23 protein-coding genes are annotated in these 21,223 nt (G+C 37.1%); 9 read left to right on the top strand and 14 right to left on the bottom strand.

The features are described 5' to 3' along the window. Window positions 1-33: 33 nt before the first annotated feature. The 11 genes from ACM03V_RS32805 to ACM03V_RS32755 all read right to left on the bottom strand — a co-directional run bounded on the left by ACM03V_RS32805 (window position 34) and on the right by ACM03V_RS32755 (window position 10,133). Window positions 34-2,196, bottom strand: a complete 2,163-nt coding sequence (locus tag ACM03V_RS32805; protein WP_414625003.1) for a DUF3137 domain-containing protein — start codon at window positions 2,194-2,196, stop codon at window positions 34-36. A gap of 231 nt (window positions 2,197-2,427) precedes the next feature. Next, window positions 2,428-3,186: a hypothetical protein gene (locus ACM03V_RS32800; RefSeq protein WP_414625002.1), complete on the bottom strand. Its 759-nt coding sequence runs from the start codon at window positions 3,184-3,186 to the stop codon at window positions 2,428-2,430. Window positions 3,187-3,731: 545 nt separating this feature from the next. Beyond that, complete coding sequence (locus ACM03V_RS32795) at window positions 3,732-4,391, bottom strand: Na(+)/H(+) antiporter subunit B (RefSeq protein ID WP_414625001.1); 660 nt, start codon at window positions 4,389-4,391, stop codon at window positions 3,732-3,734. After that, the gene (locus ACM03V_RS32790) at window positions 4,388-4,969 is read right to left on the bottom strand and encodes a DUF4040 domain-containing protein (protein ID WP_414625000.1); all 582 of its coding nucleotides are present in this window, start codon (window positions 4,967-4,969) and stop codon (window positions 4,388-4,390) included. Before ACM03V_RS32790 ends, ACM03V_RS32795 begins: the two co-directional genes overlap by 4 nt. Next, the gene (locus tag ACM03V_RS32785; RefSeq protein ID WP_414624999.1) at window positions 4,953-5,240 is read right to left on the bottom strand and encodes a monovalent cation/H(+) antiporter subunit G; all 288 of its coding nucleotides are present in this window, start codon (window positions 5,238-5,240) and stop codon (window positions 4,953-4,955) included. The genes ACM03V_RS32790 and ACM03V_RS32785 overlap by 17 nt, the downstream gene beginning before the upstream one ends. Next, the gene (locus tag ACM03V_RS32780; protein WP_414624998.1) at window positions 5,237-5,509 is read right to left on the bottom strand and encodes a hypothetical protein; all 273 of its coding nucleotides are present in this window, start codon (window positions 5,507-5,509) and stop codon (window positions 5,237-5,239) included. Before ACM03V_RS32780 ends, ACM03V_RS32785 begins: the two co-directional genes overlap by 4 nt. After that, window positions 5,506-5,892 (bottom strand): Na+/H+ antiporter subunit E, encoded by a 387-nt coding sequence (locus tag ACM03V_RS32775; RefSeq protein ID WP_414624997.1) that lies wholly within the window; start codon window positions 5,890-5,892, stop codon window positions 5,506-5,508. The genes ACM03V_RS32780 and ACM03V_RS32775 overlap by 4 nt, the downstream gene beginning before the upstream one ends. Continuing rightward, the gene (locus ACM03V_RS32770) at window positions 5,871-7,316 is read right to left on the bottom strand and encodes a cation:proton antiporter (RefSeq protein WP_414624996.1); all 1,446 of its coding nucleotides are present in this window, start codon (window positions 7,314-7,316) and stop codon (window positions 5,871-5,873) included. The genes ACM03V_RS32775 and ACM03V_RS32770 overlap by 22 nt, the downstream gene beginning before the upstream one ends. Next, a complete protein-coding gene (locus ACM03V_RS32765) occupies window positions 7,313-7,651 on the bottom strand; it encodes a cation:proton antiporter subunit C (protein ID WP_414624995.1) in 339 nt (112 codons plus the stop codon). Before ACM03V_RS32765 ends, ACM03V_RS32770 begins: the two co-directional genes overlap by 4 nt. A gap of 649 nt (window positions 7,652-8,300) precedes the next feature. Then, on the bottom strand, window positions 8,301-8,687 hold the full coding sequence (locus tag ACM03V_RS32760) for a hypothetical protein (RefSeq protein WP_414624994.1): 387 nt from the start codon (window positions 8,685-8,687) through the stop codon (window positions 8,301-8,303). Between the two features lie 159 nt (window positions 8,688-8,846). Beyond that, window positions 8,847-10,133, bottom strand: a complete 1,287-nt coding sequence (locus ACM03V_RS32755; protein WP_414624993.1) for a serine hydrolase — start codon at window positions 10,131-10,133, stop codon at window positions 8,847-8,849. Window positions 10,134-10,605: 472 nt separating this feature from the next. Between ACM03V_RS32755 and ACM03V_RS32750 the strand changes: the two genes are divergently transcribed. From ACM03V_RS32750 to ACM03V_RS32725, 6 genes are all read left to right on the top strand, one after another. Further along, window positions 10,606-12,060, top strand: coding sequence for a CoA-acylating methylmalonate-semialdehyde dehydrogenase (locus ACM03V_RS32750; RefSeq protein WP_414624992.1), 1,455 nt, complete (start codon window positions 10,606-10,608; stop codon window positions 12,058-12,060). A gap of 155 nt (window positions 12,061-12,215) precedes the next feature. Next, window positions 12,216-12,614 (top strand): hypothetical protein, encoded by a 399-nt coding sequence (locus ACM03V_RS32745; RefSeq protein ID WP_414624991.1) that lies wholly within the window; start codon window positions 12,216-12,218, stop codon window positions 12,612-12,614. 174 nt (window positions 12,615-12,788) lie between these two features. Next, the gene (locus ACM03V_RS32740; RefSeq protein ID WP_414624990.1) at window positions 12,789-13,202 is read left to right on the top strand and encodes a XisH family protein; all 414 of its coding nucleotides are present in this window, start codon (window positions 12,789-12,791) and stop codon (window positions 13,200-13,202) included. Further along, on the top strand, window positions 13,190-13,525 hold the full coding sequence (locus ACM03V_RS32735; RefSeq protein ID WP_414624989.1) for a XisI protein: 336 nt from the start codon (window positions 13,190-13,192) through the stop codon (window positions 13,523-13,525). The genes ACM03V_RS32740 and ACM03V_RS32735 overlap by 13 nt, the downstream gene beginning before the upstream one ends. A gap of 213 nt (window positions 13,526-13,738) precedes the next feature. Continuing rightward, window positions 13,739-14,788, top strand: a complete 1,050-nt coding sequence (locus tag ACM03V_RS32730) for a DUF389 domain-containing protein (protein WP_414624988.1) — start codon at window positions 13,739-13,741, stop codon at window positions 14,786-14,788. 86 nt (window positions 14,789-14,874) lie between these two features. Next, entirely contained in the window at window positions 14,875-15,492 is a 618-nt protein-coding gene (locus tag ACM03V_RS32725; RefSeq protein ID WP_414624987.1) for a hypothetical protein, read from the top strand. A gap of 210 nt (window positions 15,493-15,702) precedes the next feature. Here ACM03V_RS32725 and ald read toward each other — a convergent pair whose 3' ends face one another. Continuing rightward, window positions 15,703-16,791: an alanine dehydrogenase gene (ald, locus tag ACM03V_RS32720; RefSeq protein WP_414624986.1), complete on the bottom strand. Its 1,089-nt coding sequence runs from the start codon at window positions 16,789-16,791 to the stop codon at window positions 15,703-15,705. A gap of 280 nt (window positions 16,792-17,071) precedes the next feature. On the opposite strand from ald, the gene ACM03V_RS32715 reads away from it, so the two are divergent. Continuing rightward, the gene (locus tag ACM03V_RS32715; RefSeq protein WP_414624985.1) at window positions 17,072-17,248 is read left to right on the top strand and encodes a hypothetical protein; all 177 of its coding nucleotides are present in this window, start codon (window positions 17,072-17,074) and stop codon (window positions 17,246-17,248) included. Between the two features lie 41 nt (window positions 17,249-17,289). On the opposite strand, the gene ACM03V_RS32710 is transcribed toward ACM03V_RS32715, so the two are convergent. After that, a complete protein-coding gene (locus ACM03V_RS32710; protein WP_414624984.1) occupies window positions 17,290-18,528 on the bottom strand; it encodes an RNA-guided endonuclease InsQ/TnpB family protein in 1,239 nt (412 codons plus the stop codon). 673 nt (window positions 18,529-19,201) lie between these two features. Here ACM03V_RS32710 and ACM03V_RS32705 point away from each other — a divergent pair. Both ACM03V_RS32705 and ACM03V_RS32700 read left to right on the top strand, forming a co-directional pair. Further along, on the top strand, window positions 19,202-19,501 hold the full coding sequence (locus ACM03V_RS32705; protein ID WP_414624983.1) for a hypothetical protein: 300 nt from the start codon (window positions 19,202-19,204) through the stop codon (window positions 19,499-19,501). A gap of 242 nt (window positions 19,502-19,743) precedes the next feature. After that, entirely contained in the window at window positions 19,744-20,880 is a 1,137-nt protein-coding gene (locus tag ACM03V_RS32700) for a WD40 repeat domain-containing protein (protein WP_414624982.1), read from the top strand. Window positions 20,881-21,003: 123 nt separating this feature from the next. Here the strand turns inward: ACM03V_RS32700 and ACM03V_RS32695 are convergent. Then, window positions 21,004-21,223, bottom strand: a 220-nt coding sequence (locus ACM03V_RS32695) for an ATP-binding protein (RefSeq protein ID WP_414624981.1), incomplete at its 5' end; no start/stop codon positions are given.

Below are 21,223 nucleotides of genomic sequence, written 5' to 3'. Positions count from 1 at the left end.
CTTTAAAAAACCGGGTTTGTGGAATACTCCTGTTTATTTATTCAAATCTTCTACAATTCCCAACATAAGCTGTATTGCTTCAAAATACTTTCGTAAGGGTGAAAATTTGAGTATGCTTTTAAATAAGTTTGGTTCAAATATTCCTTCTGGATACTCGATAGCAATATAGATATTCTCATCCACAAAGGAAAGGAAAATATTTTTATTATTATTTTTACGAAACCGAAGAAGCTTTTCTATTAAACTGGTAGATAAAATATTGTTTGCTTGTACTAAGTCTTCACTGTAAACTGTAAACAAAGAGTTAAAATCAGCATCTTCAATTTTGATAAATTGTTTTTTACCGTAATACAGTAAATTTATCTCAGTTTCTGATAACTTTGGTCTAATTGTTGTTAGTGCTTGAGATAATCTCTTATATTTGGCTGCAAAGAATAAACCTTTAAAGACTTGGGTATCATAGCTTTGGTTTTTTGGCAATTCAATCTGAAAGCGCTGAAAATCTATACTTTTACCCCTTAACATTCGGTGAAATACATAAGGGATTATTTTAAATAATCGGAAAGCAAATAATGTCATTGCTGCAAAAATTGAGATTACAGTGACTGATGATTTTACGTCTTGCTTTCTATTTCTCTTGAAAATATTTTTTCCAGAATGATTATTCAACGAATTTATGTTGATATTTGCCAGTTTTATATCTATATTATTAATGCTTCCATTTATTAAATTACTCTGCTTGATGTAATTAGGTTCTATCAAACCATTTAAAATTTGACTTTTCTGTATATCAATCAGGGTTTGTTTATTATCTTTATCTGAAGACGCAGTGGATAGATTAAAATATTGATTTGTATCAATAAATTGGTAAATTTTGTGAATTATGTTATCTTCAAGTTTGTAAGTAAATGCTTTATATCCAGAATCATAAAATAATAAATAGATAATAAGGAATAGTACAATTAAGGATAAGGATATAAAAGAAGGGAATTTGAAGAAGAATAGTATTATCGAAAAAGCCGTAATATTACAAACTATGATTGTTGCTAACGCTTGTTTTCGTCTTGTTTCAAATACTTTTAAACTTTTAAGTAAACTTTGTTGATAAAATTGCTGGAATTCATCGAGTGTCTTTAAATAAAAGGGTTTAAAATCAGTTTCTAAGATTGAATCTTGAGATTGAGTTTCTATGATAGCTGGTGATTTTGCAAAAGTTCCTGTTTCTAAAGATAAATTATAATTTTCAATATGATTTTCGGGTGGAGTTTCGCGAAATAGATCGGTAAAAAGTAATTCTCGTGCCCATCTTTGGCTTGGTTTATCCTCACTCGTTATCAATTTTATACAAATCTTAGTAGCAAGTTCTAATTCTCCACTACTTTGATAAAAATGAACTAAATACTTACTAGCTTGTAAGTATTCTCCAGTTCCCGATAAACTACTTTCACAGTATTCTTCAAATATTTCAAATGCTTCAGCATAATTTTTATCTATTAACGCATTATATCCTTGTTGGTAAATCACCAATGCTTGTGTAGGAGTTAATAATTTTATATCTTTTTCTAAATTGCTTTTCTCTACAAAGCTATGTTTTGACAAGGAAGATAGATATTGATTTGCAAGTAATCGAGTTACATAATGCTTGCTGTTGAGAAGTTGATTGCAAAGCGCGATCGCATTTTTTGATTGTTTGTTAAGATGGTAAGCTTCAATTAACAAAACTTGTGCGTACAAATGCTCTTTGGTATTAAACTTTAGACTTTCGCAAGCTGATTCTAAAGTTTCTACAACATGAGAATTACTACCAAATTCTAAATAGTCATTTACTGAATCTAATACCAACTTTGCCGATTCACTATCCCAAAGCGGTTGATTGTCACTCTCAATGACTTCTTGGGGTAGCGATTGATAAGCTTCTGGAGATAGATAAGCAAGTACCCGTTTTGCCCATTTTTTGATTTGAGGATGTCCGTTTATTGCTAATTCTTTGGTACGCTCGATTGCTTTTGATTTATCTCCGAGATAACCGTAAGCTTTGACAATGTGTTGTTGAGCGTAAATATATTCCGAGTAGTTATCTTCAGAATCTGCTTTATAGTTTTGACAATATTCTTCTAATAATTCTATCGCTGTAGAAAAATTTCCACGCTGAATTTCACTTACACCTTCGATAAGTGTATTTAAGGTAGATGACATAGTTATTAAATTAGATTTTATATTGATTAGATAAAAAATAAATTAGCTGTTAGGATGAGGGATAAATCCCTTACTACGAACAAATAAATTAGTGTTTTATATTAATATTATATAAACTGTGATTTTAACGGTATAAGGGTGTAATTACGCAATTGGGTATGTCTGGCGATTGAAATCGCAGCTACACAGGCAAAACCCACCTGCGTGGGTTTAGGAAAATAAGGTTTTAATTTAGGGATTGTAAATGAATTCGCTTTTGATATAAATTCCAGCGCGATAAGCCTCCGGCATGGCTTCGCTAACGCCATTTTCTATTTCACCGATAATGTATATTTTTTCAAATATCTCGAAGCTAAATCTATACATCATCACTTTAGGAAATGTTTGATTCATAAATTGATTGATTTGATTATATTTTTGATACATCAAATCTTGCTTATCAAGTTCATCTACAAATTCCCATTCTTGAAAATATTGTTTATCAGAATAGAAGCTATGAAATCGACTGATTTCTAACATTTTTGAAGCTTGTAAAGTTTTTTCAAGTGCTGATTCTTTAGTCTTACTAGCAGCGTAAACCATATAATAATCATAATTGATGACATAGCCTCCACCTTCAGAACCAATATTAATAGTTCCTAATTCAGAGATAATTGCGTCAATTTGTGAAACTAAATTTTTCGTGTTTTGACTTATTCTTTCAAGACTAAAATCTTGATTTTGTGGAGTTCGATAAATTTGCTTTTGTGGAATATGTGTTTCCCTATAAATACTGGGAGAAACACCAATCCAATCACCATCTATTGTTTTACCAACTACTAAGCCAAAGTTGTATTCATAAGAGCTTGTGACATTGAAAGTTTCTAATTTTTGTAAATTATTAGTCAGTAGCGTTAAGCGAAGCTCACCGAAGGTATCGCCATTTGCATTTCCTCGGATTCTCTTAACAATTCTTCGGGAGCATCTAAAATCTTTGTAAATCCTCTGCACTAACCCTGTAAAGTGACTGCATAATTTTAAATTTATTTTTATATAGTACTAGCATACTACTTGGCTGGTAATTGTCAAAAGTTTGATTAATGAACTTATGATTCCCCAGATGAAGAGAAAAATATACGGATAATTACTTGTAATATCATGTTCGTAGTAGCGCTTTAGCGCATCCAGATTCCGGAGGCGCTAAAGCGCTACTACGAGCCTATTTTTTGTAGGTGAAGAAGATTGCTGAAGAGAAAAAAGCCGTAGAGTACGCGGAGTACGTCACACACTAGGATGTTGACTTTGTGCATTTTGAGGGGGTAAAAAATTACGCAAAAAACGTGTTCGCCCCTCTTCTAGTGCGCCCTCTCCCCCTTCTCCTGGAGAGGGGTGCCCTTCAGGGCGGGGTGAGGGAGAAAGATTATGGTTGTTACCGGCATAAAAGTTGTGTGAACGAAAAACGCGGAATTTCTATCAAAGTCAACACCCTAGTCACACACCCTACAAGAAAGTATTACTAATGCCCAATGCCCCATGCCCAATTACCCATTCCCAATTCACAATATCCCTCGATAATGAATAAAGGTTAAAAGCACTGCCCAAGAACCCAAAGCAACTTTAACAGCAACTAAAAAATTCAATAAGGGCAAAGTTCCACCGCTAAAAAAGGTGCCTAATTCACCGAGTGGTAATTCAAATCCTGATAGTTTAATTACCGACAATACTATAAAAATCAATACGGAAACCTTCTCCCATTTAGAAGCGTGCCATTTTTGATAAATTGACTGCATCCATTCTGGTGAGGAGGTAATAGCTACCAAGCCAATAGCAGTACCACCGGCTACTCCAGCAGCAAAACCACCACCTGGACTTAAATGTCCGCGAATTGCTAATTCAATACCTACCAAGGCTGAAATTGTCGCACCTAACCGGGCTAATATTATCGAAGGGCGATCGCTAAAATGATAAATAGTACAAAATGGTCTTTCGTTTGCCAGCATATAGGTTGCTCCCATGATGGCAATTGTAAATACTACGACTTCAAAAATGGTGTCGTAAAGTCGATTGCGAAAGATGATTCCGGATACTGCATTGGGTACTCCGCTATCGGCTACGACTGCTTGCACTATTGATATTGATAACTCTCCTTCTGGATTGGCTACGAGCAACATTTTTACAAATAGCGCCATTCCAGCAACTATATATATCCATTTCATAACCGTTGCTCCTCCAATTTTGGTAAATTAACATCTATCTCAGTTGCGTAATTCAAAACCGTTTGAGGGGATGTAAGTTCTGTTTCCATGATTTCGTAGATACGTGGAATACGAATGGTGGTTCGTAATGGTGTATCCACATCTAAATGATGGGTACAGGTGGCATGAATTTCTTTCTCACTCAATGCTCTTTGTAAAGCATGAATATCGTTATAAGGTACTAATTCCAATCGCATATGACGCTTACTTAAAATTTTGCGGAAGTCAGTGGTTAATTGGATAAAAGCAGGTTCTTCTTGGAGATGATGGGCTGCATCTGCCAACATCCCCACACGCAACACTAAGGACGATCGCACTGCTACCGCATAGAGGGTAATTGCCAGTAACGTACCCATTAAAGCTTCGGTTAAAGCGACATCGGCAGCACCTAAAACGGCATAAACCAAAGCGGCGATCGCACCCAATATTCCCCTTAACGCTAAAGCATGATAGGGATTAACTTGAAATACTACCAAGCAAGAGGTTAAAGGTAGTAAAGCGACAATAATATAAAGATAAGTATCAAGATTGTGGTTCATTGTGATCTCCCTCACCGGAACAAAAAGCTAAAACATAACCGAGCATGGTGTTCCAAATTGCTAAGGTGATGATGGCAAGAAGAAGCAACGGCCATTCTGATGGTTTTTTTAACAGCAATCCGAAGACAATCAAAATCGAACCGAGAGTATCTGCTACAGAAAGACTGTGTAATTTGAATAAAACGGAGCGTTTCCCCATTAAAGGAAAAGTACCCCAAAACCAAAAGAAAATTCCTATACCAATACAGATATAGCTAAGTATATTAATCATGTTTCTCTTAACCTTTTGAGTATATGTGCTAACAACATTATTCCGGCATCACCTACGCTGAGGATAATTACTGCAACTACTCCAATCATCCAATCGTCACGGATTACGGATACCATCAGAGCAATAATGGCTGTTTTTGTAGAAATACTGGCAAATGCCAACATTGTCTGCCAGATATTTTCATCTTTCCAAGCTTCGTAGATAGGTATTAACAAAGCTAGAAGCATGGCAAATAAAATTATCAAATTTATATTTATATTTGTATTCATTCTTCAACCCTCCTTGGTAGCACTCGATGTACTTCATACCAGCCATCTTGCCGATATTTATAAACAATGGTTTTTGGTGTAAAGGTAATCAAGAAAATATCTAAAAATATCAGTCGAGGAGAGCGATTTGCTGGAATTTTCTCCAGAATTACATCTTCATGTTGATGGGGACGAATAATAATTTCAAAGGCTTCTATATAAGCTTGGGGAATCGCTAACATAATTTTACCTAATACAGTCAACCAATCTTTCAATACTTCTCGGGATGGATAACCACGAGGTAAAATTAAAGCAACAATTACACCGATGATGATATTTTCTATGCTCAAATCAGATGTGAGCAGAAACCAGATAGTAAGTCTTAATATGAGATTCCCAACCATGAAAATGCCATCCAGAATAGTAAAATTGCAACAAGACTCATTACACCAATCAGATGCTCGAATTCTTCAAGTACGTGAGGTAATTTTAAAGTAGTGCGTTTGAATATCAACCAATACAGCAACCAACCTCCAGCTATAGTTACGAGAGCTTTGCCAATACTATAGGAGGTATAAGCTTGGGGATAAAGCACATTAGCGGTAATTAACCAACCGAGTAAAAGTAGGATCGCAGCCCAAAAACCGGGTTTTGGTTTTTCTGCTTCTCCATGAGGTAGAAAGATGAATTTGGCGTATACTATTGCTGTTCCGACAACCGCAACATTCATCGCGATTTCTTGCCAAGGCAACAAATTTTTCATTGTCAAAACTTTGGCACCAAATCCCGTCAACAAAGGAAAACCCGATATTGAAAGACTCGCTATAACCAAAACAATCCAAGTAGAAGTTTTAATCGGTTTATCTTGCAATTCCTTTAAACTACGACTGGGTAAATTACCAGCAGTTAAAAACAGCGCCGATTTTGCTAAACCATGCGCTAAAGCGTAATATCCTCCAGATAAAGGTGCAGCAAGAATCCAACCCAATTGAGAAATCGTACTTGAAGCTAATACCCGCTTGGTGTCGTTTTCAAATAAAGCATAAATAACTCCCAAAAAAGCAGTTGCAACTCCAAAACTCCTGACAATCGGATCTACTTCTTCCACAATCAACGCACACCGCACCATCGGATAAATCCCAGCTTTGACAACCACCCCTGATAGCAAAGCCGAAACCGGAGTCTCGGATTCCGAATGAGTCAACGGTAGCCACAATCCCGAAACAAAAACCCCTCCCTTAACTAAAAGCCCCAGAAAAATCAAAGCTAGTGCTTCCGGTGGTGCATCACCCAAACCTGCATAATTAAAAGAATGAGTAGCTTGATAAACCAGCACGGCACCTATTAAATAAAACAACATTGCCGTATTGCTGATAAACAGATAGCGTAAAGCGACCCAAATAGAACGATCTGTGCGGGGATAGGCAACTAACAAAAATGCTGCAATTCCGCTGACTTCCAAAGCCACATATAAACTGATAAAATCCGTACAGGCGAACGCTGCATTGACGCTGCCATGCACGATGATAGCTTGAGTGTAGAAAAAAGCCGATTTATCGCTGCGCCAGCAATATAAGATAACCGCAGCCGTTACCAAGGCATTGGTTAATATAAAGTAACCGCTTAATTCATCGACGGATAAAGTTACGCCAAAATTATCAACTAATTCCAACGTTATAGGCGATCGCTGAATAAATAATATTAATGCATATGCAAAGGAAGCAATCGTCCCCAACAATGCTAAATAGCGGTTAAGTTTGGGAATAAGATAAATAGTGAACCCTAAAAAAAACGGTAGGGTTGCCCAAATAATGGTGATAATGTTCATGATGGTGTATTATTTTTCTCAATTTCATTACTTTCCAAAGTGGGATTATCGCGAGCCAATTTCATTACACCCACCAACATCAAGGCTTGAATCGAAAAGCCAATTACAATAGCCGTTAGAATCACCGCTTGGGGAACTGGATCTGCATAAGTACGATTTTCGACACCTGAATAAATCGGCGTAAATAAACCATTGCGAGAGGCGATCGCCACATAATAAGCAATCACCCCCGTACTCATCACATCCATCGAGACGATTTTCATCACCAGATTTTTCTTAAAGATGATGCCGAAAAATCCACATAATACTGTTGCGAGGATAAAAGCTTCTAACACAATCTTTGCTTTTTAGGTAAAGTTTAGCTATAATTATTTTCTAGGGAATGTATTATTTTTTCTCTATGGAAGTTTGGTATATCTAAACTAATAAAGATATACGAAGAACATATCAATTAAAATAAGTTTTAACTGAGCAAAAATAATACGAATGCTTTGTTAATAGTAGGCTCTGGTTATAGATAGAGCGTTATTCCAAGCATTTTACATATCCCGATTTATATAACTTTGTAAGAGAATACGAAGACGGAACGCGGTTAATATACGCATTGGTTTTGATACTTCAGCCTGTTCTTAAGAATTGATTAATGTCTTGTATATAGAATAAATGGTAAAAGGTGTTCAAGGCAAGGAATTGGTTTTAGGATGGGTAATTGGTAATAGGGAATTGGGAATGGGGAATTGTAGGAAAGGCAAAACGACGGGCAGGGATGCCCACCCCACAAGAAAAGTAATAATTTAGATTATGTGATTTAAACGCGAACAGGTTAATTATCAACGATTGTAATCAAATTTGCTAGTAAGTCTTAACCCAACTCGGTCGTTTACTGTGGATTCACCGACGATGAATAGTTGTGACGCAAATCCAGTTTTCCTTATCAAGTTGTCCGACGATGGCGAAACAGGAATAAGCTGTAGAACAACTAAACTAATAAACCTCTAAATCATTAGACTCCACTGTCAAACGTACCGCTAATTCCAAATCCCCCGCTAACAATTCTAATAATGAAACTGGTGCTTCCGAAGATTCCGCAACTACCAAACCTGCTTTTAATTTATCCGACTGCGATAATCTTTCCAACAACTGCAACCGATATCGTAATGGCATATATTCATTCTGCAATCCTTGAATTAACTTAGTTACGGGAACCCATTCACTCAAAAGACAAGGAGCTACCGGAGCAAATCGCATCAACTCCACGGCTAACCTGTCATTTTGTCCCAAATCCAGATTCCGCAGCACTGCCGAAACAATTTCTTGATAATCTCCCGTAATCTCACCCGCTAAATTAACGTGGAATCTCGCAACTTCCACAACTGCGGAATAATTGCTGTTGTAGCCGTGGTTTCAACTGCCAGGTAAAGCAGTTTATTGCATCCTCTAAAAATATCTAATTTTATCCAAAAGCAAAAAAAGACGGAGCATATTAAGCCCCGTCTCTCTACAAATAAATATATAAACTTACACGGAAGATTATTTCGGTAAGCTACTTACTTGTGGTTTATTCATGTGTCCGTAAACCATTTGAGAAACTTGTTTAATAAATGATTTAGCGCGTGCATCGCGGAAAGGTCTTGTTACCATAATTCCTGCTAAATAACGCTTACCGTTGGGCATTTCTACAATACCTGAATCACCAAGAACAATTCCCAAAGTTCCGGTTTTGTGAGCAAATTTTGCATTTTTACCAAAACCCGATGCTAAGTACGCATTATTCTCGACGCGATACATAATATCTAAAACTTTGGCACGGCTGGTACTACTTAATAACAAATTATTTGAAATCAAAGCTGCTACTCTTGCTAAATCTTTAGGGCTAGTTGTGTTAGTTCCTTTAAAATCACCAAGTAGATTGCGAATAACAGTATTTTGTAATCCCCAATTACGAAAACGCTGATTTAATCTATCTTTACCACCTAAGCGATCGATAACCATATTAGTTGCGGTATTATCGCTAATGGTAATCATTTTAGTCACGGTTTCCATCAAACTAAACTTAGTCCCGACACGTTTATATTGCATTGTTCCGGAACCTCCAGTGATCAAATCGCGTCGCATGACCACAGTTTCATTTAGCTTGACTCTACCCGCATCTACTTCTTCAAATAAAGCAACTAAAAGCGGAAGTTTAATTGTGGAAGCTGCGGGAAATGACTTCTCACCATTTATGTCTAAATAGTCGCCCGTTTCCAAATCCAAGAAAAAGATTCCCGGATCTAAATAACTGTAGCGAGACATCAAACTTTTTATTTGAGAATTGAGTTGTGGTATTTGACTTCCTAAAGGAACAACCCCTGCGAATGAAGAAGCATTAGGAAACGGCACGGGAATCTTTTCTTCACCAGAATTATTATTAGGGTTAGAAGTAGTGCGCTCTACAGATGAAAAATCAACAATCCAATGGGAAGAAGTATCGCCTTTAACTAATAGCTTTTCAGGAGCAACTGTATAACCTGGTGCTAATTCAACTACCAAACGAGTAGTTTTATCATCAACTTTCCCAACTCGAACTTCTCGTACTGACGAACTATATTTTTTGCGAATAGTGTTACCACTTAATTGCGTACCGGGTAAATCAATTACAAGTCGCGTCGGATTATTAATTAAAAATGCTCTCGGTTGAACTCCTGAATCTGTAGTTAAATTAAGTTGATTCCGCGTAGGATTAAAATGCCATGATTGAAAGTTAGCCGCATTTAATGGAGAGGATAAAAGCAGAATACTGCTAGCGGCGCTAAGGAAGAATAAAGGTAGTCTCATGTGTATGATTTGCGAGCAACCAGAGAATTTACTTGAATAAAGGTTTCAACCTTTCTATGTATTCTCCGGAAAAAAAATACCAGTATCTTCCGAAAAATAAATTTAATTTTTCATCTAGGATTTTGATAATTATTTTAAGACGTTTAGATAAAAGAATGGTTCCAGTATTAGTTTGAAATACGCAAAATTTAAACTTGTAGATAATAAATCAGCAAAATACTTAAAAAGCTAGATATGAAGCTCTAATTTTTTCATAAAAAACCATCTTTTTGTAAGGGGATATTAAGCAACAGTACGAAGCTTCCCTTTGTAATATAACTAGAATGATAAAAGATAAAAGAGCGATTAGCAAAACTAAACGCCTTCGGCATAACGCCAGATTTAAAAGATTTTATATTCTACTCGAAAATTCCAAAGAACAGCTACCAAAAGATTAATATATTGATAACGAACGGCATTTACCAATTAGGGCATGAATATCCTCCCCAACTACATCAACGGCAAATGGCAAAATTCCACTGCAACCGAACACCTGGAAGTCATCAACCCAGCTACAGCAGAATTACTTGCTAAAGTACCTTTATCTCTAGCATCAGAAGTTAACCAAGCAGCCGAAGTTGCAGCAAAAGCCTTTATCTCTTGGCGACGTACTCCTGCTACAGAACGAGTACAATATTTATTTATACTTAAATACTTATTAGAAGAATATTTAGAAGACATTGCTCGCACCATTACCCTTGAATGTGGAAAAACTTTGACAGAATCAAGGGTTGAAATGCGCCGTGCGATAGAAAACGTAGAAATTGCTTGCGGTATCCCGATGATGATGCAGGGAACGAACCTCGAAGATATCGCAGGGGGAATCGATGAAAAAATGATTCGTCAACCACTAGGTGTATGCGCGGCAATTTGTCCTTTCAGTTTTCCGGGGATGATTGCTTTTTGGTTTTTACCATATGCTTTAGCTTGCGGTAATACCTACATTATCAAACCTTCGGAAAAGGTACCGTTGACGATGCAAAAAATCTTTCAGTTATTACAACAAACTGGTTTACCCAAAGGTGTGGTGAACTTAGTTAATGGTTCAAAAGAAACTGTAGATGCAATAGTAGAACATCCGCAAATACAAGCAATTAGTTTTGTTGGCTCGTCACCCGTAGCCAAATATATTTACAGTTGGGGGGCTGCCAATGGTAAACGAATGCAGTGTCAAGGTGGTGCGAAAAATCCGATTGTGGTTTTACCCGATGCAGATATGGCTAGAACAACCCGCATCGCTGCCGATAGTGCTTTCGGTTTAGCTGGACAAAGTTGTCTGAATGCTTCGGTGGCAATAACTGTAGGGAAAGCCAAAGAAACTTTTACCCAGGCGATCGCCGAAGCTGCAAACAAGCGAATTGTAGGTAACGGCTTGGATGATAAAGTACAAACAGGAGCCGTAATTGATGCTGGAAGTAAAACCCGAATTGAAGGATTGATTGAAAAAGGAGTGTCATCAGGTGCCAAGTTGTTAGTAGACGGTAGAAATCCGCTCATATCTGGTTACGAACAAGGTTATTTTATCCGCCCAACTATCTTGCAAGATGTCGATCCTTTAAGCGAAATTGCCAACACAGAAATATTAGGCCCCGTATTGAGTCTAATGCACGTAAATAATATTGATGAAGCGATTTCCTTAGTAAACAACAGCCAATTTGGAAACATGGCTTGTTTATTCACCGCATCCGGAGCAGCAGCCCGTAAATTTCGCTACGAAGCCGAAACCGGAAACATCGGTATTAATATTGCAGCTTCACCAATAGCATTCTTCCCCTTCAGCGGTTGCAAAAAAAGCTTCTTCGGAGACTTACACGGACAAGGAAACCAAGCAGTAGAATTTTTTACTCAAACGAAAGTAGTAGTAGAACAGTGGACAGTGAGCAGTTAGGAGTTATAATTTCTACCCCCTCTACCCCCTCTTCCCCCTCTCTCCCATCTTTCTTTCACAAATTTCTCCCCACTCGGCACACAAACAGTGTAATATCCGTCACTGTAAGTTAGTTATGAACAAACCATAATTATTAATAGGTAGTGTAGTCGAAAATGAAAATAGCTTTTATCGGTAAAACATTAGCTGCGTCTCTAGGTTTATTGGCTTTATTTGCACCACAGCGTGCTGATGCTCAAATACCAAATATAGTTCCAGAACCTTGGGTATCTGTTGGAGCTAAAGATGGTGATGTTACCTATGCTGTTGGTGCAAAGTTTTTAAATTACGGTGCGGAATTGGGAGTAGGAGAAGACGGTGCTGTTGGTGTAGATGTACTGCAATTCCTTCCTTTACCTGCTGTTTCTCCTTATGTTGGAGTGGGATACTACACAGAAGGTAAAGGTGTATCGCTTTCGGGTGGAGTACAAATTAATCCCACTAAAAACTTAATGGTTGGTGCTGGTTACAATACACGTCGTGGTATTAACGGACAATTAGGAATTAAGTTCTAATTTTTTAATTTTTTCTAAAGTATCTTAAATAGATTTTATTTTAATTTCGACATCGCTAACCAAAAGTCAGCGATGTCGATTTTTTTGAAATACAAGATTAAGCAGTAACGTCGGTTTTTCAGCTTGCTATACTTTGAAATAAGAGGATAATTAAATTATCAAATTATCAATTAGATGGCTAAAGATGTTTTCCATTATGCAGTTAGAAGAGGCTTAGAAAAAGAGGGTTGGCAGATTACGGACGATCCACTAAGGATTCAAGCTGGTGGTGCTGATATGGAAATTGATTTGGGAGCAGAAAAAATCATTGCAGCAGAACGTGGAGAGGAAAAAATCGCTGTTGAAATCAAAAGTTTTATCGGCGCATCAAATATTTCTGAATTTCATACTGCTGTAGGGCAATTTCTTAACTATAAAGTTGCTTTGGAACAACAACAACCCGAACGTATTTTATATTTAGCAGTTCCAATTGGCGTACATCGTAAATTTTTTATGCTCCCATTTGTACAAACTATTATCAAACGTTTTCAAATTACATTAATGATTTACGATCCAGTAGCTGAGGTAATATTAGAATGGAAAAATTAGAGCGCTATCGTACTTGTATCAAAGAATTACTAAGCGATTATGCAAGTCTTAGCCCTTCGGATGGGGAGGCGATAACGGAGTTAGTTTTTGATACTGAGCGGGATCATTATCAAGTTGTTCATACAGGATGGAAGAACAGACAGCCAATGTACGGATGTGTTTTACATCTAGACATTAAAGGTGAGAAAATTTGGATACATCATAATGGTACTGAAATTGATATTGCATCGAAGTTAGTAGAATTAGGAGTTCCAAAGTTAGATATTGTTTTAGCCTTTCATGAGCCTTTAGTAAGACAATATACCGGATTTGCAGTTGGTTAATTACAGATTTTAATTTCGACATCGCTGACTTTTGGTTAGCGATGTCGATTTTTTGTAAAAATTTAAAGTTTTAAACGTCTTCAGACTGAGAAAAAAATAAATAAACCAATCTTCAATTCTATCTTCCGCAAGATAGTACTAGTGAATAAAATCTGATTGAATTAGAACTGCTACATTTATTCCTATATTTTAAATAAAGGCAATATAAACTCAATGCTGCTGCTAATTAAAAAAGTTGGTGTTTGGAGTAAGCAAAAATTTTCATGGCTATGGGAAAGTAATAGTGGAGATTGGCCCTGGTTAGCAGAAAAACCGATGAAAGTTGCGGGTATTAACCGTAGCTTGTGGAGAGGTGCAGTTCCTTCAATCAGCTTTTATGTTTTGCTTTCATTATCTGGAGTAATTGCTACTTTTGGACTTTTAGCGTCGAGTGCAGCAACCATTATTGGTGCGATGATAGTTGCACCTTTAATGGGGCCAATAATTGCGATCGCCTATAGTATAGTGGCAGGAAATCAACGTCTTTTAAAGCGTTCTACTTTTACTTTAATTAAAGGCATTTTATTAACTGTTGCGATCTCATTTGTGATTACCAAAGGAGTCGGGATTAGAACTTTGGGTTCGGAAGTTGCCGGAAGAGTCAGCCCTACCTTACTTGATATGGGAGTAGCATTAGCTGCTGGTGCTGCTGGGTCGTATGCCAAATCGCGACGCAGTATTGCTGATGCATTGCCGGGAGTTGCGATCGCAGTTGCGTTAGTTCCACCTTTGAGTGTGGTTGGTATTGGGTTAGCGATGAATTCGCAATCGGTTGCTGTGGGTGCGAGTTTGCTGTTTTTAGCTAACTTAACTGGCATTATCTTCAGCGGAGCATTAGTATTTCTTTGGCAAGGTTACGGTTCCTTAGAGAAAGCGCGTCAAGGTTTATTAGTATCGATTACAGCAGTAATTATTCTCGGTTTACCCCTAACTTTTTCGTTACAAACATTGCTGATTCAAGAACAAGCTCGCCGCCAAATTTCTTATTTACTCTATAATAAAACTCAGACTTTTTCTAATACAAAAATTAGAAGCATTAAGGTAAGGCGAGAAGGAGAACAACTTTTTGTTGACATGGAAGTAGCCGCACCTTTTGGCTTAATTACAAACAAACAGATGCAAGAAGTTCATAATTTTTTACAAGAAGAATTGAAAAGACCTGTAAATTTTCAAATTCAAATAATTCCTACTCAACAATATGCACTTCCCGCTTCTAAATTTTAGAATATAATTTAGTTCAAATCTTGGGTTTATTATTTGCAACTACATCAACATCCGCTGGTAATGAAATAAAGCAATAAGGTTATCTAATGGCAAAAAGAAAAATTTTAGAAGAAGGTAGGGATTATACTTTTCGTTCCTATTTTGAACTAGCTTACGAACCGGATGAGATTTTAGCAGAATTTGATTACACGCTGATTATACAGGAATTGTCTTTACCTAAAACAAATCAAGTATTACAACGAATGGCAGAATTAAAGCAAAAAATTAAAGAAATTTTACCTTTTGTAAGTTTAAGCAATGAAACTGCTAGAAGAGAAACCTTAGTCTCTCCTTTGCTTTTAGAAGTGATTCGTTATTGTGAATGTAAAATGCGGATCGAGTATCCGCTTAAAGTAAGTAATATCTTAAAAGGAAATTTAGACTATTTTTTACAACTTAAAAATAATTTTTTAGTTATTGAAGCTAAAAACGATGATTTAACCAGAGGTTTTACTCAATTAGCGGTAGAATTAATTGCTTTGTCGCAAGTTGAAGAACAAGATATTTATTATGGTGCGGTGACGATTGGTGATGTGTGGAGATTTGGTAAATTAGATAGAATTCAACAGATAATTACTCAAGATATTAAATTATTTAGAGTTCCTGACGATTTGGACGATTTAGCAAGAGTTATTGTGGGAATTTTACAAGGTGTGGAAGCTTAGATAATATTAGCAATTCGTTATCACCTGGGAATTTATTTACAAACTAATAGCAAGATGTCAGCAGTAAAGAATTTTAGAGATATTTTCTCGACAATTAAATCTCGGATGGTGCTTACGGCTATTCTAACTATTGATTAAAAACAAAATTAGCCCACGCAGGTGGGCTTCGCAATTGTAGCCCCACTCTTCCAGAGTGAAGGCATTTTACAATTAAACTAAATCTGGAAACACTTCTTGCACGGCTGGATGTACGATTTTATGATGGTCTACATTCAATCCTTTTGCTAATGCTGGATTATTAACTAAAGCTTTTACTCCTTCATTTGCTAACTGCTTTACATAAGGTAAAGTACTATTATTTAATGCCTGAGTTGCAGTCCAAGGTACGGCACCCGGCATATTAGGTACGCCGTAATGCACTACTCCTTCTTCTTCATAAACCGGATTTGTATGAGATGTAGGGTGTAAAGTTTCGATACATCCACCTTGATCGACTGCAACATCTACAATTACCGCACCAGGCTTCATTTTTTTAACCAATTCGCGAGAGACTAAAGTAGGCGCTCGTCTTCCTAAAACTAAAACTGCACCTATAAGTAAATCAGCTTGAGGAACTACTTCTTCAATGTAAGCAGAATTACTATAAAGCAGTTCAACTCTAGAACCGAATAAGGTTTCTAAATAAGATAAGCGATCGACGTTTATATCTAAAATTTGAACTGTAGCACCCATACCTACGGCAATTTTTGCAGCTTCGGTACCAACTACACCACCACCTAAAATTACGACTTTACCCCGCTTGACTCCTGGTACTCCACCTAAAAGTACGCCTCTTCCACCTTGTTGACTCTCAAGGTATCTAGCACCAAACTGTACCGAAAGACGACCGGCAATTATACTCATCGGAGTAAGTAAAGGTAATTTATTCGCACCAGGAAGTTCAACAGTTTCGTAGGCGATCGCCGTTACACCACAATCAATTAAATGTTCGGTTAATTTTCTATCTGCTGCTAAATGTAAATAAGTAAATAGTAATTGCCCTTTTTGCAAAAAGTTATATTCTGTTTGTAGGGGTTCTTTGACTTTAACAATTAATTCGCGATTCCAAGCAGTTTCAGGTGTAGTAACAATTTCTGCCCCCGCACTTACGTAATCTTCATCTGAAAATCCAGCACCAGTACCGGCTTGGGTTTCTACAAAAATATTATGCCCTGCTTCCTTTAAAACCCTGACACTAGAAGGACTTAACCCCACCCGAAACTCTCTATCTTTTGTTTCCTTGGGAACACCGATTTCCATATACTGCCCCTAAATTAACTTATTACTTAAATGTTGCTTTAACTGTAGTCTGTCAATTTAACGGCAGCCATACTGAATTAAATATTACCAATTTGATGTTATATACCCTCAATTCTGCCGCAGAGCGCTAGCATTAGCTATTTTAACTACCATCAACGGCTTGTTACGTTATATAAAAAATAGTAAAATTTTGTAAACTGTAGTTGTATTGCCTTAATTTTGAACCTTGCCAGTTCAAGCAGCGCAATTAGAATCTAATAAACATGAGGAGGTATTTTCAATGACAACACAGCAGCCACAACCAACCGTTACACCCAAGTTAGAAGAACCAAAGTTGGGCTTTAACGAGTATGCAGAACGTTTAAATGGTAGAGCTGCAATGATTGGTTTTGTAATAATGGTGGCGATTGAATGTATAACCAATCAAGGTGTTTTAGCATGGTTAGGGCTGAGATAGACTTTATCAAAAATTGATGTAATATCTTGTGAGTGAACTACCTACACTGACCGTATTGTACAGTATAGGCTTCCCAATTCACGGGGGATAGCCTCGGTCGTCATAGATTTTTTACGTCCTGATGACTTTGGTCTTACATCCCCTCCAAGGGCAGAAGCGCTAGTTCCTAACGCTAAAATTCGCAAACCTTCATTTCTAATATTGACCGCAGCGTTGATGTCTCTATCATGCTGCTTTTGACAGTGTGGGCAATTCACAAACCTAACACCCAGTGAATCATAACCATTTTGCAACACTGGGATTGGTAGTAGAGTTTCGCTACAAAGTTGAGATGACGGGAAGAAACGACCTATTTCGACATAGGTATGACCGAATTTCTCAGCTTTGTATTTGAGCATGGTTTGAAACATTCCCCATCCTTGGTCTGATATTGATTTTGCCAAGTTGGGATTTTTAACCATATTCTTAACTGCCAAATCTTCTACACAAATAACTTGGTTTTCGTATGCTATGTTGCGAGATAGCTTGTGTAGAAAATCTTCTCTTACTCTGGCGATTTTACTAGAGACTTTTGCAACTAAACGTTTTACTTTACAACGTTTATTAGACGCTTTATCCGTCTTTTTAGCTAATTTATTCTGTTTGCGTTTCCTATTCTTTTCTAAGAGAGCTAGTTGCTTAGAGGGTAGATCGTATTTTGAGCCTTCCGAAGTTACAGCAAAATTCTTTAATCCTAAATCAACTCCAATAGCTTCTCTAATTGCTGGTACTGGTTTATCCTCTTGATTAAACAGAATAGACGCATAATACTTACCATCTGCGTTTTTCGATATTGTTACAGCACTGAATTTGCCGGACGGCAGTTCTTTATGAAACACGGTTTTCATTAATCTCAAACTACCGGGAAACTTAATCACAGAATCTTGTGGCATCAGTTTCACGTTTTGGGGATATTGAATCGATTGTTTACCATGTTTAGATTTAAAGTTAGGAAATTTAGCACGACCTTCAAAGAAATTGACAAATGAACTTGAAAGATTAAATGTGACTCGTTGCAATACTTGACTATAAGCAAGTCCCAACCATTCGTATTCTTTTTTCAATTCTGGAAGCAACTTATCCATAACTGCTTTAGAAAGTCCTTTCCCAGTTTCTTTATAGGCGGTAGTAGTGGTATTAAGCATATAGTTCCACAACCAGCGAGTATTTCCAAAACACTGAGCTAGATAAGTTTCTTGCTCGTCAGTCGGATAAATTCTAACTTTGATTGCTCTATACATGGCATCGACCTTACCGTGTTTACATATTCATGATAACACCACTAGCTCCCGGTGTGCGATCAAAAACAGAATATGGCGGCTCGTCTCGTCGCTATAGTTCTCTTTGTTTTCGCTACGCTCAAAGGTAATCAAACTACGCAACTCGACTCGCTCCCAATTCATCTGGACACCTCCCTATCGGGTAGGTGTGAGATCAATTGCTGTTTAAGGTAAAATCTTGCATTATGAATAAAAAATGGGTTTCTTGATAATGACTGAACTAGCAAAACTGATTCACTTGTTTAGAAACCCGCTTTTTTCGGTTTTGTAAATAATGCTGTTGTAATCAAAACTATATTGATTCTCCAATAGCTTTGATGTTGAAAACATACCCAAAAAGCAATAATTTTTCATTCAGTAAGGAAAATCGTCAATAATTTTACTTTCTATTCTCCTTCCTAATCCCTATTCCCTGTCTTTAATATAAGTGCTATTGTGAACTTGCAATTGAATATAGAGATGAGGGATAATAATTAAACTCTGGGGAAGCTAAACTTTTAGTAAAGTTAGGGAATTCCTTACTTGTTCGTTGAATAAAATTATAATAGTATTAATGCTTTGATATAAAGCGCCTATAATGCAATATCGCTATATTAGTCAATTTATACTTAAGGGGAACTAAAAACACGCTGCTATGAATGCTGTATTTCCTCGTATTGTAAAATCAGCCTACCGTAAAGAACCGCTAATCACCATATTAATCACGATGGGAATAGTGGATGCAATGATTGGTGGATTAGATGACAGTTGGGCACTGTTTATTTTTGGTTTGGGAACTGCTGGAACAGCCTTAATTATCAGGTGGTTGCGGATTAAACAAAGTCCTACTTTGCAAAATCCCGAAGTTCCTGTAAAACAATTATACCTACCTCCCCATTCATCTAATTCGTCTTTGCCAATGTTGAGTATCTCTAAGAAGAAACCACCGCAGTAGGGGTAATTCGATTTTGGGTTTTGGATTTTGGATTATTCAAATGCTGAATAAATAGAAATGTAGTAAAGATAATGTTGAGACGGCGTGTACAATGCAACGTCTCAACATTTTTAGGAAATAATATCAATTATCGAAAATTACTGTCTATTGGCAAACCTTTAATCTACGAGGCAAAATATTTAAGGAGGGGAAACCCTCTTTTATGCTTTTTAGCGGGTATTTGCTTAAATTATTTACAAACTATGAAAAATTTTCATCATAACTTTATAAAGTCTAACTTTATTAGTTCCCCTGTATTTGACATATTAGCTTCTAAATATAAAATATTTGTCGCAAAAAACCTTCTGGCGGTATTAATGGGGGCAGTAGGTATTGTAGGTATTACGCAATTACCACTAATTAAACCAGCGACTGCCCAAGTTATAGTGGATTCAACTGCTGCAAATAATTTCACGAATCCTCAATTAAGTCATACTTTTAAAGGACATAATGGATCGGTTAAAGCTGTAACTTTTAGTCCTGACGGTAGAATGCTTGTCAGCGGCGGTTCTAACAACGATGGTATTATTCGTTTGTGGAATGTGAAAAAGAAGAAACGCTTGGGTGAGATTCGCAAAGCGCATCAAGAATCGATACAATCTCTGTTAATTTCACCAGATGGTAGACATTTAGTCAGCTGTAGCACTGATAATTCTGTTAATATTTGGAGTTTGGAAAGCTATAAATTTATCCGTTCCTTTAGGGCGCATAATAGCAACGTACTGTCAATAGCAGTGTCTCCAGACAGTAAAGTTCTTGTTAGCGGTGCTTTAGATGGAATCCGGATATGGGACTTATTACAACAACGTCCTTTGGGGAGTTTAGCACAGTTTGATAATTTGATTTATACCGTAGCAATTAGTCCTGACGGTACAACATTAATCAGCGGTGACAATAAAGGTATTGTAAAACTGTGGGATTTACAGAGTGGAAGATTGATTCGTGGATTCAAAGCCCATCAAAGGGAAGTTAAAGCGATCGCCTTTACCCCCGATGGAAATAATGTGATTACCGCTAGTGGCGATCGCACGATAAAAATGTGGAATTTCAATTCTGGGGAAGTACTGCAAACTTTCAGCGGACATACCAACTCAGTAATTGCGATCGCGGTTAATCCAGACGGACAAACTTTAGCTAGCGGTGGTAAAGACGGCATCAAAATCTGGGATTTGAATACGGGTGCTTTATTAAGTTCGCTTTACGGACATTCAGACTGGGTAAGTTCCCTTGCTTTCAGCCCAGACGGAAAAACCCTTGCTAGCGGTAGTTTTGATAAAACAGTTCGTCTTTGGGAAAGTCAAGCACCAACATTAAGTGCAACATTGAAAATGAAAAAATGAACTCTGCGTGCAGTTATTCGGGGGAGCATCCTAATTGTTGAAAAATCCGCAGGTAATGCGTTAGCGCAGCCTGTCCGCCAGGGTGAGCATCTTGCTCGCACTACTCCCTTCCCACCCTAAAATTCATCTGCCATAAAGCGAACCAATAGGAAGCACGATCATAAATTCCGTACCTTCTCCAAGTACAGAATTACATTTAAGTTGTCCACCATGTTTTTCCACTACAATTTGATGGCTGATAGATAATCCCAATCCCGTACCTTTTCCGACTTCTTTAGTTGTAAAAAAGTATCCGCTCAGTAAATCGGGGTAAGACGAAAAATAAGAATTAACAAAGGTACAA

Source organism: Calothrix sp. CCY 0018, from assembly GCF_963920925.1.
GTDB lineage: Bacteria > Cyanobacteriota > Cyanobacteriia > Cyanobacteriales > Nostocaceae > Rivularia.
Note: the sequence above shows the minus strand (reverse complement) of the source record. Positions and strands in the feature narration are given on the sequence as shown.